At 32.9% G+C, this 15333-nt stretch carries 16 protein-coding genes; all 16 read right to left on the bottom strand.

What is annotated here, in order from left to right; all coding sequences use genetic code 11:
- The coding region (locus HNR33_RS07315) for a hypothetical protein (protein ID WP_429081772.1) at positions 1–307 on the bottom strand (307 nt) is incomplete at its 3' end.
- Positions 308–494: 187 nt separating this feature from the next.
- Positions 495–839 carry a hypothetical protein gene (locus tag HNR33_RS07310; RefSeq protein ID WP_429081770.1) on the bottom strand — a complete coding sequence of 115 codons (345 nt, stop codon included), beginning with the start codon at positions 837–839 and terminating at the stop codon, positions 495–497.
- On the bottom strand, positions 832–1383 hold the full coding sequence (locus HNR33_RS07305; RefSeq protein WP_429081768.1) for a DUF6036 family nucleotidyltransferase: 552 nt from the start codon (positions 1381–1383) through the stop codon (positions 832–834). The genes HNR33_RS07310 and HNR33_RS07305 overlap by 8 nt, the downstream gene beginning before the upstream one ends.
- Before the next feature lie 320 nt (positions 1384–1703).
- The gene (gene dagF / locus HNR33_RS07300) at positions 1704–2456 is read right to left on the bottom strand and encodes a 2-dehydro-3-deoxy-phosphogluconate aldolase (protein WP_429081765.1); all 753 of its coding nucleotides are present in this window, start codon (positions 2454–2456) and stop codon (positions 1704–1706) included.
- 10 nt (positions 2457–2466) lie between these two features.
- The gene (locus tag HNR33_RS07295) at positions 2467–3582 is read right to left on the bottom strand and encodes a DgaE family pyridoxal phosphate-dependent ammonia lyase (RefSeq protein ID WP_429081763.1); all 1116 of its coding nucleotides are present in this window, start codon (positions 3580–3582) and stop codon (positions 2467–2469) included.
- Positions 3583–3649: 67 nt separating this feature from the next.
- Positions 3650–4321 (bottom strand): DUF4310 family protein, encoded by a 672-nt coding sequence (locus HNR33_RS07290; RefSeq protein ID WP_429081762.1) that lies wholly within the window; start codon positions 4319–4321, stop codon positions 3650–3652.
- A gap of 15 nt (positions 4322–4336) precedes the next feature.
- Positions 4337–5056, bottom strand: coding sequence for a DUF4311 domain-containing protein (locus HNR33_RS07285; protein ID WP_429081760.1), 720 nt, complete (start codon positions 5054–5056; stop codon positions 4337–4339).
- Between the two features lie 14 nt (positions 5057–5070).
- Positions 5071–5358: a DUF4312 family protein gene (locus tag HNR33_RS07280; protein ID WP_429081759.1), complete on the bottom strand. Its 288-nt coding sequence runs from the start codon at positions 5356–5358 to the stop codon at positions 5071–5073.
- Positions 5359–5364: 6 nt separating this feature from the next.
- Positions 5365–5733 carry an SFCGS family glycine-rich protein gene (locus HNR33_RS07275; protein ID WP_429081757.1) on the bottom strand — a complete coding sequence of 123 codons (369 nt, stop codon included), beginning with the start codon at positions 5731–5733 and terminating at the stop codon, positions 5365–5367.
- The gene (locus HNR33_RS07270) at positions 5723–6100 is read right to left on the bottom strand and encodes a PRD domain-containing protein (protein ID WP_429081755.1); all 378 of its coding nucleotides are present in this window, start codon (positions 6098–6100) and stop codon (positions 5723–5725) included. The genes HNR33_RS07275 and HNR33_RS07270 overlap by 11 nt, the downstream gene beginning before the upstream one ends.
- Positions 6101–6113: 13 nt before the next feature.
- Positions 6114–7244 (bottom strand): amidohydrolase/deacetylase family metallohydrolase, encoded by a 1131-nt coding sequence (locus HNR33_RS07265; protein WP_429081753.1) that lies wholly within the window; start codon positions 7242–7244, stop codon positions 6114–6116.
- A 12-nt stretch (positions 7245–7256) separates the two neighbouring features.
- Entirely contained in the window at positions 7257–9281 is a 2025-nt protein-coding gene (locus HNR33_RS07260) for a PRD domain-containing protein (RefSeq protein ID WP_429081751.1), read from the bottom strand.
- Positions 9282–9625: 344 nt separating this feature from the next.
- Positions 9626–10867, bottom strand: a complete 1242-nt coding sequence (locus HNR33_RS07255) for a hypothetical protein (RefSeq protein ID WP_429081749.1) — start codon at positions 10865–10867, stop codon at positions 9626–9628.
- A gap of 16 nt (positions 10868–10883) precedes the next feature.
- Positions 10884–12047, bottom strand: a complete 1164-nt coding sequence (locus HNR33_RS07250; protein WP_429081747.1) for a M20 family metallopeptidase — start codon at positions 12045–12047, stop codon at positions 10884–10886.
- A gap of 65 nt (positions 12048–12112) precedes the next feature.
- Entirely contained in the window at positions 12113–13465 is a 1353-nt protein-coding gene (locus HNR33_RS07245; RefSeq protein WP_429081746.1) for an amidohydrolase family protein, read from the bottom strand.
- Between the two features lie 120 nt (positions 13466–13585).
- Entirely contained in the window at positions 13586–15166 is a 1581-nt protein-coding gene (locus HNR33_RS07240; protein WP_429081904.1) for a PucR family transcriptional regulator, read from the bottom strand.
- Positions 15167–15333: the final 167 nt, after the last annotated feature.

Raw genomic sequence — 15333 nt, 5'->3', positions numbered from 1 at the left:
TTTCTAATGAATTTAGCCTTTCACTCATGCCCTTTGTCTCTGTTTCTAATGAATTTAGCCTTTTACTCATGTCCTTTGTTTCTATTTCTAATGAATTTAGCCTTTCACTCATGCCCTTTGTCTCTGTTTCTAATGAATTTAGCCTTTCACTCATGCCCTTTGTCTCTGTTTCTAATGAATTTAGCCTTTTACTCATGTCCTTTGTTTCTATTTCTAATGAATCTAGTTTTTTATTAATCGGTCTAATCTCTTCTCTTAGTTCTTCTCTCAGCATTTCTCTTAAGGCATTTACTAGGGCTGTATCCATTTATCCTCACCTCCAACTGCAATATTTTTCTTCCAGTTAATTTTTATTATTGTCCGTTCATTAATTATCTAAAGTATATCATTTATATTAATGCTACGACAATAATAAAGAATCTGAAAAAATAAGTGGGAAGGTGCATTTAAAAATGATAAGACAATTAAAAAGCAGATCTTCTAAAAAATCTGCTCTAATTCCAATAACATAACTTTAAAAACATATTCATGATTTTTGTTTGTTCAGTAAACTCTTCATTAGTCAATATACCATAGCTTTTACCATAAATACCTCTTGACTCTAAGCTCCATAATAAGGCTTTGAAATTAGGGTACTCATTGATATTTTGTTTTACTAGCCAGATAAAGTCTTGTAATTTTCTATAGTTTAGTGTATCATTCTTCTTTTCTTCTTTGTATTCATCTAAATCTATTAGTAATTTAAATGGTAGCATAATCTTATATCGATAATCTTTGCAGTTTTCAAGAGAAAAATCTTTCATGTAGTTTTTATAGCTTTCACAAAGTATTCTATACATTATATCTCTCCCTAAACGAAGGTAACTTTTCTTCAAAATACTTCTTTTTTGATTCAAATAAATCATCTCTACTTAAAACTTCGTCTATAATTTTATTTATAACCTTTTTATCAGCAATTTTAATAAGCTCGTCTATGTCTTGTATATCCTTCTGTTCCAGCCTTATTATTTTGCTTACAATTATATCTTCAACAGAAAGTATATAGATGTTTAGATAATCAAATTTATCAAGCTTCTTTGACCTCTCCTTATATATAGGAGAGATTAATGTACTCTCGTACTCTAGCATATCAAAATCTCTCAAATGAACAAATACTTTGTCCAGCCTAGAAGAATAGTTTAAATCCATAAAATCAAAATCCCTTGTTGCTCTATACGAATATCCTCCTAATATACATGCAGAACCTCCTAAAAGAAACATGTCAAATGGTTTAATTTCAAACAATTGAGCTACCTTTTCCATTTCAAATATTCTATTTTCTAACTGCTTCTTTATATCCATACCTATCACCATTTTAACCATATTTGAGTTATTTAAATTCATATAGTATGAACTTTTTTATTCATTAAATATACTATATCATAGCAACAGAAAAATAAAAGACCCCTTGATATTTTTTAAGTTCAAATTATAAAAAGTATCACTTTTAATATTACTAATAGTAAAATATAAAAAATGCCTGATAAGTTTACTGCTTATCGGGCATTTTTTGTAATGATTTCTATTATTCAAGCTACGCTATCATTACTTGTGTGCTTTCATGTATAGCTCAGGCTATTTTAAAACTCATCATCAGAATTTTTTATTGCTGCACATTCATCTGCGAATTTAAGCATGTCTATAGCAGCTAGTCTTATACTTTCCTACTTAAGGGCTGACTTTATGCTTTCATATAAGTCTCTTACAATGTTAGTATCTGTTAACCCAGTTACTTTGTCTATAGCAGCGCTGTATACATGAGGTATTACTTTCTCGCAACCTGCATCTACGCATGTCTTTATTATAGTATATAGGTTGTCAGTAGTTATGCCTCCTGTTGGCTCTATTATAGGGATGCCTACTTCAGCACAAGCCATAGCTACTTCCTTAAGCTCATCTATATGCTTCAAGCCCTTCATGTGGAAAAACTTTACTGACATAATTCCTGTATCCTTCAACATACTTAATGCCGTTTTTGTGTCTATTACTGCAGTATTCATTTGACTACTATGAGGACCTGTAGATATGATAACTTTGCCTACTTCACCAGAAGGACTGATAAGAGCGTTTACTATTGTTCTAGTACAACCCTTTCCTTTTAATAATCCCAAAGTGTATGGGGCTGTAGTAAAAACTTGATTAACATGGCCTGGATCTGTTTCAGCAGCAATTTCTGCTGCCATTTTCCATTGGTTCGGGTCTCCATCACCTAGCCCTACAGAAATAGTTTTTATTTCTTTTTTAAATTCTCTAAAATACTTTATAGCTACTTCAGTATTCTCAAAGTTTTTCGATAATAATCCAATAAACACGTTGCCATCTAACACGTTTTCTACTTCCTTAGCATTTGGTATGTCTTTAGCTAATAGATTTAAAGCAACTCTACCCTTATAAAAATCATATTTATTCAAATCCATATTTATCCCCCTATTCACTGAGATTTTCCATTATTTCTTTCAATCTATTTACAATATATTTTTCATCTCCATCAATCATAGGTCTTGGGTCTATATTGATAATGCCGATGTTAGCATAATGATTTCTTGTATATATAGCTGGTGCTCCACCTTCTAATTCCTTTATTACATGTGTAGCATCTATATTTTTTAAGTTAGTGTTTACTTTAACACTTACCCTGTATATTTCTCTACCTGCTTCATCCTTAATAATTGAAGCAGTCAATCCATCTATTTTGTCTATTTCATCTGCCATCCATTGAACTAATTTTTTTTGCTTTTCAACAGTTGATTTTTTATCTTTAGTTGAATATAACTCAATAGCTTTTAATAGACCCATTATATTTTCTTTGCCTACCTTCATAGCTCTTCCTATACCTTTATATTGCTTTTTACAATATGATATCAATTGCTTTTTTCCAGCTATAAACCCTGATGTAGAACCCTCAATTGCCTTTCCTCCACTGTATATTACTAAATCTATACCTAGTGCAACATATTTCTTTAGATCTTCCTCCGCGGCACCGTCTACTATAAGAGGTAAATTGTATTTATGAGCTATTTCTATCATATCTTTCATTGAGACCATACCTTTTTGAACTGCATGATGAGACTTTACATATAGCAATGCAACAGTTTTATCATTGATTGCAGCCTCAATATGGTCTTTTTCTACCTTGTTTGCTTGACCTACTTCTATAGGGACTCCTCCACCTAGTCTTATCATCTGAGCTATAGGAGCTCCAAAGTTAACAGAGTGACCTTTTTGAATTATAACCTCATTATTCATGCCTTCACTATCAGGAAGTCTTTCTATATGGCTCAAGTTATCCTTTGCTATACAAGCAGCTGTGGATATAGCTATTCCAGCTGAAGCTCCTATAGTAACGCACCCATCTTCTGCCCCAGTGTACGAAGCTATTATCTCTCCAGCTTTATCTATAAGAGCTTCAATAATTACATAGTTCATTGCGGCTTCTTTCATATAATCTGCTACTAAAGGATTTACTATTGATGCTCCTAATGCTGTCATTTTTCCACTAGCGTTTATAACTTTCTTAAGATTAATTTGTTCATATATATTCATGTGTAGTCCTCCTTATCAAAACAGAAGAATATGGCAAATACCATATCCTCCTGTTTCATCCTTATAATTATGCCAACACTGGGAAAAAGCTAGCTAATATCATTGCTCCTAATATTGCTCCACCAGCAATTGGCCTATCGATTTTATAGAATATAGCTGCTCCTATGAATGCTCCAACTCCCGCAGGAATACTGTATTGTATTGCTGAAATAATAATCAACGGTCCTAAATATCTACCTGATGCATTGCCTGCACCCATCATTATGTTAGTTCCTGATGAAGCTATACCCTGCGGCATGAGCTTACGTATAAGTATAATAACTGCTCCAATTATAAGGCCTATAGCAGCACCTGTAAGCAGTGCAAGGGCAAAATTATCTATTGGTAAAGTAAATCCTGATGCGAGCATCAACGCAGGTATACCTATACCTACACCAGTCATTAGAGAACCACCAATATCTAGAACTCCAACAAGAGGTCCTTCAAGAATTCTAGCTATCAAAAACCCAGCTGCAAATCCAGCTGCTGCAGCATAGTCGCCACCTTGCAATCCTTCATCTAGCATCTGTACTACAAATATTTCATTAAAAGCTCCAACATGGTGAGCAACATACATATGTGTTCCAGCAAATATAGCCGCAGATGCTAATGCTACTAATATTGGAAAAGTGTATTCTTTTAAAAGGATTTCTCTTAATCTATTCATAAATCCAGAATCATTAACCTTAACAGTATCCATATTTATCCCCCTTTATTAGAATAATGCTAGTACTTTTTCGAAGAAGCCTCTGAAGTATGCTATCACTATGAATAGAACAGTAACTATTGTGATCATAATATTTGTTGCTTTAGCATATCCATTGTCTTCAATTGATTGACCTATAAGTATACCTAAAACAATACCTGGTACAGCATTTCCCATTATCATATGGGCTAACCCACCTAAGATTGTACCCCATATTCCTGTTATCTTACCTGCATCAAGAGCGGCTAGCCAAAATATAATTGGCATAACAGGGTTTATCATTAAATTAGCTGCTGGTCCTAAAATCTTTTGAGCTATAACTGACATAGATTCTGGTATAATTGATGCTAGTGTGTTTAAGAAAACAAGTACCACCGCTCCTGTTATAGCCCCTGCAAACACCATCTTAGCAGGATCTTGTAAAGTTTCTTCTACTTTCTTATTCTTAAGAAGCAGAAGTCCTGCTGCCCAGTTTGGTATTACCCTATGCAAAACATCTTGTGTCAATGCACCTGCTGCAACTACAGAAGCAGCGGCATTAAACAAAAATCCAAGTCCAAAAGAAAAATGTGTAACTGCATCTCCTTTACAAGCATTTAATTCTCCTAATGTCCTGAATGCACCCATTGACTGTACCTTGGGAGCATGAAACATTCTCGCAGCCCCTGCTGCAACTGCTGCGCCGCCAATCATACCAATTATTAATGATTTAATAACGATAGCTAACAATTGTTTTTCCCCCTTTAAGTAGAAATGAATTTTATTAGAACAATAATTTTAGCTTTCAAATAGTACTTGTATTTAGTTCTAGGCATAAACAGCCATAAAAATTTTTCTGTAAAACTTTCCTCTTTCTCCTCTAGATTGTAAACTGCTAGAGGCTCCATGTGCAGCACTACTCCCTTTATTTCATCGTAAACTATTTTCCTTAACTTACTAAATATAGTCCCGTATGCTTCTTCTTTGGATTTTCCAGTAGCATCAATAATGAATTCCTTTTCTATTGTTTCCATAGTTTGTTTTTCATTCATATACAACTATCCTTTCTTGTGGATCCTGAGGTACTCCTCTACTATTCTTCTCCCAAGCTCTTCACTATCTAGAAAACCAAAACCTAAAACCTGAGCACCTTCTTTTATTGCAGTAACTCCTGAATCTACTGAACGCAAATGATGCTTAGATTTATAGCCATGTTTATTTGATGCCATTAAAGCTCCTGCACCACCACTTCCACAAAAGCTAAGTCCTATATCTGCCTTTTCTTCGTACATAACATCCCCAAGCTTCATATCAGCAGCCATGCCAGGAATAAGTATAGCCTTGCCTCCTGCGCTTTCTACACCTTTTGCAACCTTTTGCCCTTTGCCTAGTCTATCTCCTATAACTACCACTACCTTATTTTCCATCTTCTTCACTCCTTTCTATATTATTTTTTGCTGCTTGTATGTGGATAGAAACTAAAAAAACCTCTGATTTATCCACAGTTGCATCATATTTTGTGAATAATGGTATTAAAACTTCTTCTGCTGCCTGAATAGAATATTGATCTATTTCTGATAAAGCATCTTGTGAAATCTCCATCACCTTTTCTCCATCTCTAAGCCTCTTTATCATGCTTATCATATGAGAGTAAAATCCAACCTTATAATGACCATCAAAGGTTATGCCTCTCTCTTGAAGCTTTTTCACTATATCAAGCACTTCATCTTTTATTTCTTCATATTCAGAATCCTCAATGCTGAACTTTGGTTTCAAATCCATTATAATGTCCATTGATTTTATCCCCCTAGTTATATTCAATTTCAAATATTTCCCCAGACTTTATTACATGAGAGGTCTTGATATGCTTATTCGTTTCAATGCTATTTCCATCGGAATCGGTCAGAATTTTCACTTCATCCTTTATGCTAAATATCGTGAGATCTCCTAAAAATCCTTTCTCAATTCTCCCATAACCTTGAAGCTTAAAAATATCTGCTGGCACTGCTGTAACTTTACTCAATGCCGAATCTATATCTATACCTAGCCCTATCAATTTGTTAATAGTTGTTTCAAGACTATAAACGGGTCCATTAATATTGTCTTTATATATGTCTGTACTGATAATATCAGGATAAAATCCTTGACTAATTGCCTTCTTAGCAGTATTAAAGTTAAAACTGGAAGTACCATGACCTATATCAAAGCAAACTCCTCTTTTTATAGCATTTTGTGTTGACTTCTTCAAATCACCTTTTTCATCTAACAGCCCATTTGCCTTTCCATGATAGCAATGAGTTACGACATCACCCTTGTCTAATATGTCTAATACATCGTCTATATAAGGAGGATAATTACCTATATGAACTACCAATGGTAGCTTTAAATCTGACGCAACCTTTTTTGCTAGTTCTATTGGTTTTATCCCTAATTCTCCTACGGTTGTAGCACTTGCTCTTGCTTTTATTCCTTTTATATAGTCTTTGCGGATGTTCACAATTTCTTTAACCTTATCAACTCTTATATTATTCATATCTGATAGCTCATACCTAAGATTTTCTAAACCATTATAAGCAATGTTTAATAGTGAGAACACTGATGTAGTGCTATCTTTAATATTCTTACTAAAAAAATCTTCAAAGTTTTTAGGTCCTGAACTCCCTGCATCAAAAATAGTTGTTACACCTCTTTTTATTCCGACTTCATCAGGTTCTACACCCAACGCTGTACCTTTATATACATGAGTATGAATATCTATAAATCCAGGAGCTACTATTTCATCATCTAAATATATTGTGTTTATGCTTTCAACAGAACTTATGTCGTCTTCTATTTCAGTGATTAAGCCGTTGTTGATGCAAATATCTTTTCTTGTGAAATTATAGCCACTACTTATATCTAGAAGTTTTCCTCCTTTAATCAATATAGAATTTGTCATAATATTCCCTCCTTAAACTAAATACCTAATAATAGCTACTACCTCTCCTTCAGGAATTCTTATATCATTTTTTTCTGCAATATTATTAAGGTGTTCTTTTACTATTGGATATAATTCCTTATACTCTTTTCTATATTTATCTAAATTAACTTCTTTGTTAAAAACACCTGAATTCCATCTAGGCATAGCCATAATCAGATGAATTATAAGACCCCAGAGATTATCTAGTTTAAATATTGTATTAGTTTCTCTCTCTATTTCCTTTACCATTTCATTTATTTCAGCTAGCATAAGAGCTATCCTATGAGAAAACTGCTCATAAAAAATATTTTCCATAGACTTATTTGTTGAATTATTCGTTATAAACTCAGCCAAAAATCCTAACTCTGTTCTAAGCTTGCTGATATCTGACGCTGCAACATATTTACCTGCGATACCCATTATTGAATTTAGAATATAATTTTCTCTCTGTGTGTCATTCTTATAGATCTCACCACTATCTTTATACAAGAATTCTTTTATTCTGTTTATCTCAGAGTTATCAACTAACGGACTTACTTTTATCACTGGTTTATTTGATAATACTAGCCCAACAGTACTTATTACTATATCTACATCATCTATTACAGTTTTTTTATCCTCTAGATCAAATACTGATAGAGTATCTACAATATCTATATCTGATATGCTATTTTCTATTCTATAAGCTAATACCTTTGCAGAGCCTTTACCTGTAGTACATACTACCAAAGCTCTTTTTTTCTTACCTTTTTTAATAATTTCCATATGAGCGGCTAGATGAAGAGCTATATAGCCAATTTCTCCTTCATGAAGCTCAATATTTGTTAATTCTTTAAACACTGACCCCATCGTCTTTGCTAACTCAAAAGAATCAAAATACTTTGTTTTTATTTGCTCTAGTAATGGGTTTTCATGATGTATATTAAGTTTATATTTTTTAAGAGTAAGTCTAATATGAGAAAGAATATCTTCCTTAAGCTTTATAAGCTCATTATTATCTAAGTTTACATAATCCCGTATAGATACTACCATTTCATCTACCACTTGTTTTAGTGTAATGTGATTGTTAAACAATTCTTCTTCATATAAGGACCTTAATTTAAGATCTGCTGATAGAAGATGTATTGTTATGTTGGCAATCTCACTATCAGTTATTTTAACTTTATAAAAGTCTGTTAGCGTTTTCCCTATTTTCATGGCTATTTGATATTCTTTAAAATCTTTTACTGCTTCTATTCTGTCTTTAGGAATAACTATCTTCTGTCCCTTAAGCAATCTATCTATGGCAACTGATATATGTACTATCAGTGATACATATGAGCTGTCAGGAATCCAAAAATCCATTACGCTTTTACCTGATTTAATGGCCTCCTTTATATCCTCTATCTTTATTACATCAGATAGACTGTTTAGTGAAGCTAAATTAAGCCTAGATTCTTGATTGCTATCACTTTTTTCGATTTTACTTAGAAGTTGAAGGAGTTCATTCTTGTTATTGTATCTCATCAGCATATTAGCAAGGTACTCTCTTATGCTTTTTTCCTCGCCTGCCAAGATATAACCAATTCTAGGTTTACTTTTTAAATATATATCATACTTTTTTATTTCTTCTCTTATTTCATTTAAGTCCTTCATAATCGTAGTTCTACTAACAAGCAAATCTGTAGAAAGCTGTTCTGCAGTGACTGGACCATTTGACTCTAAAAGCATTAATTGAATCTGATATTGTCGTTCTTCTTTAGACAATACTCTGTTGATTGATGCTCTTTGCTCTCCAATTACACTTTTAAAAAACTCTTTATCCTTTTCTTTTATCTCAATCCAAATGCCTTGATGAGGCTTTTTCATTAGAATATAGCCATTACTTTTAAGTAAATATTCTACTGCATCTATGTCATACCTCACCGTTCGAACACTTACATTATATTTTTTTGCAAGCTCTTTGGCTGGGGTTGGAGTGCTAAGATTTACTAGGTCCTGAAGTATATTCTTTTGTCTTTCAGTCAATTCAATCATAGATTTATTCTCCTCTTATTGTTGCAATATGTTTACTTTAAATCTTTTCGAAGTATATCTTTATTCACATTATATATCTAAATATACCTATATAAAACAGCAATTTACTTCCTTGTAAATGTTGCAATAGTGTACTATATGTAAGTAAGGATAAGGAAAGTAGCTTTAAATTCACATTTATACAATAAAAAACAAAGTAACTCTTATAATTTAAATGCTATAAGAGTCACTTTGTTTGTGTTTTGTCTATATTATCTATACAGATATGTATAAATCCTGTATGATTCAACATATTCTTCATTAAGGATTTACCTAGCTTTTCCTTGATTTAAATTCTTCTTTTTTTAAAGCCATGGTAAAGCTTTTATTACTACTGATACAACAATAGTGCTAAGTGCCATAGATGTAACATTTGCAACTGTTGGATGAATATGATCTGGTAACTTTGAAGCAAAGTATTCAGCTATTGGCCCTCCTAATATTCCACCTAATAAACCTGCAACAATAGCTACTGACAGAGAACCACCAAACATTAGAACACATGCAGGTCCGACGCTTACTACTGGAACATATGTTGCATACCATCCACTCTCAAAATATTTATTAAAATACAGTAATACTCCAATTCCAGCGCCTATAAACTGAGATAGTATGATAGCTGGTATAACCCCGGCTGCATATGCTCCGTGGCCAGAGTTTATTAGCCACTCTAAGCTAACTCCTATAATAACAAATATTCCTGCTACTTCATTGCCATAAAATTGTGCTTCTGAAAAATCTGCTAATACTCTTCTTACAAACCATGATGGTTTAGACATTTGACTAAGCTGTTCTTCTTTACTTACAGATACTTTAGTACCTTCTATAGCCTTCACTGGCTTCTTCTTCATCCAAGGAAGCACCTTACATATCTGACCAATAATAATACCAGTTATGGCCATAGTTAAGACATTACTCACCACACCTGGAACTTCAAGTACAGGCATAATATTTGTCATTATCCAAAATGCTACTGGAAAGCTTAATGTCCCACCTAAAATCGAGCTTGTAAATAACGCTCTATAGCTAGGGCCATACATAAGCATCATTGAAGGCGGTACACCTACCACTGTAATAAATGTAGGAAGCCAAGTATATTCTCCACTACTAAAGAAGTTAGTAAAGTTTAGTACAAATATAGCTATACCAAGCGATATAACCTGTGAAGCAAATACCCATGGCCACATATTTGCTGATCCATAGCAAATCTCAAATCCAGCAAACTTAGATCTTTTAAGACTCAATCTCCAAGCTACTAATCCACCTAATATAATACCTAAAGAAGCTAATACTCCAGCATAAAACTGAGCTTCTGTGAAGTTCATTAAAAACCAAACAAACTTATACAGTATATCCCCTTCTCCAGCTTTTTCGACTACCTTGCTATATGGGAACCAATTTCCAACATTTTTAAAGCTATTTAGTACAAAATATAGACCAAACCCTATAATCAGAGTATAGATAAATCCGACAATAGACCCTATAGGTCTAACTAAAAAACCTTGTTTTTCAGCATTATTAACTTTCATAGTTTTAGTATCGGCCACTAAAATCTCCCCTTGTTTAGTTTTCTAGTATATAGCTTATATATATTTCAGCTATTCTAGCAACTGAATTCAATTTAATCTTTTCATTTCGCTGATGAGCCATGGCATCATCTCCTGGCCCTAATATAACAAATGGAACATTAAGATCTGGGATAATCTGTGAAGCATCTGTATAAAAATATATCCCCTTATAGCTTGATTCATAAGTCAATCTATCACAAAGCTTCTCAAGCCTCTTTATAAACTCATCGTCCTTACTAGTTTCAACTGCTGGTCTGTTATTCTTAACATTTATTATAATAGTTAAGTTATTCTTATCTTCCATCATTCTTTTAGCTATTTCTCTTCCCTTGTTGATGATATCCTCATGATTCTGATTTGGAATAGTACGGATATCAAGTGATGCTGTAGCTCGTGTCGGGATAACATTTGTGTTAACTCCACCAATAAATTTGTTGACTGCAAAAGTGGACTTTCCAAGTAAAAAATTATTACTTTCTTTATCTATCACAGCTCTAAACCCACTAATAAATTCAATAAGATACTCTACTGCGTTAACTCCTAAGTCAGGTCTAGAGCCATGTGCTGATAATCCATCAACTGCTATTTCTAGCCATAATGCACCCTTCTCTGCAAGCCCAAGTTTTTCATCTGAAGGCTCTGCAATGAAAATTTCTTTTGTATTATCTAAAAGCCCAGACTTCTTTATCTCTAAAACACCCATTCCATTAAACTCTTCATCTGCTGTAAAACAAAAGTGTATATCTTTCGATGGAGTTATTTTATTCTCTAAAAGATACAACGCAGTCATTATCATAGAAGTTACTCCGCCCTTCATATCAGATGAACCTCTTCCATACATATATTCTCCATCTACTACTGCATCAAATGGCGGGTAAATCCATTCATCATAATCTTCCACAGGAACTGTGTCAGTATGACCTAAAAAAGCTATTGACTCTTCTGCACTTTTTCCTGGTATAGTTATAACAAGAGTCCCCCTATTATTACCATGGTCAAAGATTTTATATTTTATATCATATTTTTTAAAGTAAGATAGTATTTGATTAACTACATCCATTTCATTACCTTCTGGATGAGTTGAGTTTATCTTAACTAGCGACTCTAATACTTTTCTACATTTATCTACTACAACAAAATCCCTAACGTTTTGATTCATATCATTTACTCCTTAGAACTATTTATATAATTATTGTAAAGACCTCTTAAAAGAAGCTGACTAACTTATTTTTGGTATGAATGAGTTGTTATATCACCAGTTCCTACATTTCTTACCATACCAAATCTAGATATCCAGCCTCCAGCACCATTACCTCTTCTTACTGCTCTATTTTCAAATGATACTACATTACCATTAACAATAGTATAAGTAGCTAGTTTATCATCTTTGTCTATAATAGTAACATTAGCTAAAGCTCCTACTCCCAAATGTCCTACTTCATTAACCCACCAGTCATTCTTAGTTCTATCTGCTATAAGCTTAGCAGGATTGCATGTCATGGTTGCAATAGAATCAGATAGTGATAATACTCCTTGCTCAGCTAATTCTATTAAAGCAGGTATATTATCTCTAGTATCTCCAAAGCCCTTCATAGTAGCTTCATTTTGTCCATCAGAAATTAATACATCAACTATTCCTGCTTCTAATGCATCAAGAGCCACTTGCTGTGCTTGTTTTGGCATCTGTAAGCCTTCTCTACTGCCTAAGCCTTTTCTAAGCATTGTTGTTACAAACTCCCCGCTTACATTTTCACGCTCTATCAGTTCTATAACAGCTTTCATACCTTCTACTGCATCCATGTGTGTTCCACATCCTGCTGCAGTTGCATGAGCCAAGTGAACATTTCTTCCTTTTGATAATTCAACTACTCTTTCTGCATGAGCAGGGTCCTGAGTATGAGACATGAAAATAAGGTTAGCTTTAGATGTAATCTCATAAACCTTTTCAAAGCTTTCATCTGGCATAATGAAGTGTCCCATGTGGTCCTTAATTCCTACTGTTAGGGGTGCTGTCATATATGTGATCATATTTCTAGTCATTTTTTGAGTTGCAATGTCAACTTCTAATTCTCCCTTGAATAGTTTAATTATTTCTTCTACTGAAAGTCTTGTTCCAAGCACATTCAAAGCTCCTAAGTATACACCTAGATTTAGCGGTAATCCTCTATCAACCTCTGCACCAAGTAACGCTGGAGCCATGAAGGTATTCCCCGCTCCAGGTGACAATCCCATTGTAACACCGCATTGAACAGCTTCGAATACTGGTGCTGTACTTACTTCAAATAAATCTCCTAAATGCAAATGCATATCTATAAGACCAGGAACCACTAATAGTCCTTCACAGTTAATAACTTTATCTCCGCTCTCAGGTTTGATATCGTTTTCCACTTGGTTAATTCGACCATTTAGTATAGATATGTCCTTTACATCCTGAATATTGTTTTTAGGGTCTACTACTGTTCCACCTTTTAAAATTATTCTTCCAGATTGCTTTATTGCTCCAATTGGATCATTTAACTTGTTATTTTTCACAGATGCTAGAATATCAGGTAAAGAGCCTACTTTAGTTTTATACATTAAAAAATACCTCCCTCTTTCGTTTAGATCTGATTATAGGATATAATATCTCACATGCATTGTCTTTGTCCACCGAGAACAAAAGAAAAGACTAAATATTATACCTTGAGTACAAGTATACTATTTAGCCATATGCAATAGCTTTAAAGCAATAGCAATATTTAGCTTATCTTCACTTTCTTTTAAATCCATACCAAGTATCTCCGTGATTTTATTAAACCTGTATTTCATAGTATTATAGTGAATATATATTTCTTTGGCGGTGACCTTTAAGTTCCAATCGTTTTTAACTAAATATCTTAAAGTATCTAAAAATTGAGTATTATTTTCCCTATCATATTTTATTAGCTTGCCTATATAAGAGCTATAGAATTCTTTTATGTTTTCGGTATCTGATAAATTATCAAATAACTTATAAATGCCTAAATCTTCATAAAAGATAGTTTTATTCTTACTATAAATACTTCTCCCAAGTTTTATTGCCTTTCTAGCTTCATCATAGCTTATGTGTATATCTTCTGGAGAATCTTTATAGCTTCCTATACCTACTGTGATAGTAAATTTATATTTCTTTAGCACTTCTTCTTTTATATCATCGCTTATTTTTTTAAGCTCTTTCTTGAAAGCTTCTATGTTTTTAAATGAAGAGTTTATTATAAAAACTATGCTATCACTAAAGTTCGTATAAACACAATTTTTAAAGCACTGTCTCAACTTTTTTCTTACATGGGTAAATATACTTTCTCTAGTTTCCTCTAGTATCCTATTATGCTTTTTTTGCTTTATATTCAGATACTCTCCCTTGAAATTATCTATATCAAAAATAGCTACTATGCTACCTACTTCAAAGTTCCAATCATATAACTCTGACCTACTTCGAATTTCCTGCAATGATTTAACATTATTCATAATCAAATCTTGTACAAATTCATCTCTATATCTTGCTTCAATCTGTAGATTTGATATCTTTTTCTGAATTTCAAGCTTTAAAACTGTAGCAGCATGCTCAAGAGCTATTTTATCGTATTCTCCTATATCCTCTTCTTCGTCATATATAACTATATATCCATATTTTTTCATATCAATATTTATACAATAGCACGTATATAGGCTTAATATCTCTGTTAGGTCCTTGGATCTAATTTTTTCTACTTTTTCATCATCTAGACCATTACAATAAATGTTATCAAAATAAACATCGTAATAAATAACTTTTCTATTTAAAATACTTGATAAAGTACTCACTATTTTTTCGATACTTTCTCCACTAATAACTAGCTCCGTAAATGATTTATGAATCTTTTGAGAATATAGAAGTGTTCTTGCTTGTTTATTAACAACTTCTGATAACACTGGATTAATAATATCTACAAACGAAAAGCTCATTGGTATTTCTACAATTGGAAAATCCAGCTCATTTGCAATATCTATAACTTCCTTAGGAAGTTCATCGATAAATCTTTTTAACTTTATACCAAGAGCTGCAGCACCTGCCCGTTCTATTCTAATAATCAGTTCTCTTATCTGTAATGGATCTTCCTTCATTATATATCCAGTAGTCATTAAGAACTCTCCACCCTTAAGCCAATTATATATATCTGGCGCATCCATCACGCTAACTGTTCTAACAACTCTATTAACTCCCTTATGCCCAGCTATAACTCTAAAGTCAAATGATGGAAAGTTTATCATATCTTTCACATTCAATTAAGTTGCCCCCTCACATCTATTCAGTCCTTGTACGATAACTAGATAATAAAGCTTATAAGGTTATGTGTTTTAATTTATTATAACATAGAAAAAACACCTCTTAGTTTTGTTGTACCAAAAGGTGATATATCTTGTTATGAATTTATAAACTAAATACT

Origin of the sequence: Brassicibacter mesophilus (genome assembly GCF_050433385.1) — a bacterium.
GTDB lineage: Bacteria > Bacillota > Clostridia > Tissierellales > Proteiniboraceae > Brassicibacter > Brassicibacter mesophilus.
The sequence above is the reverse complement of the archived record's forward strand: the minus strand, read 5'-3'. Positions and strand labels throughout refer to the sequence as shown.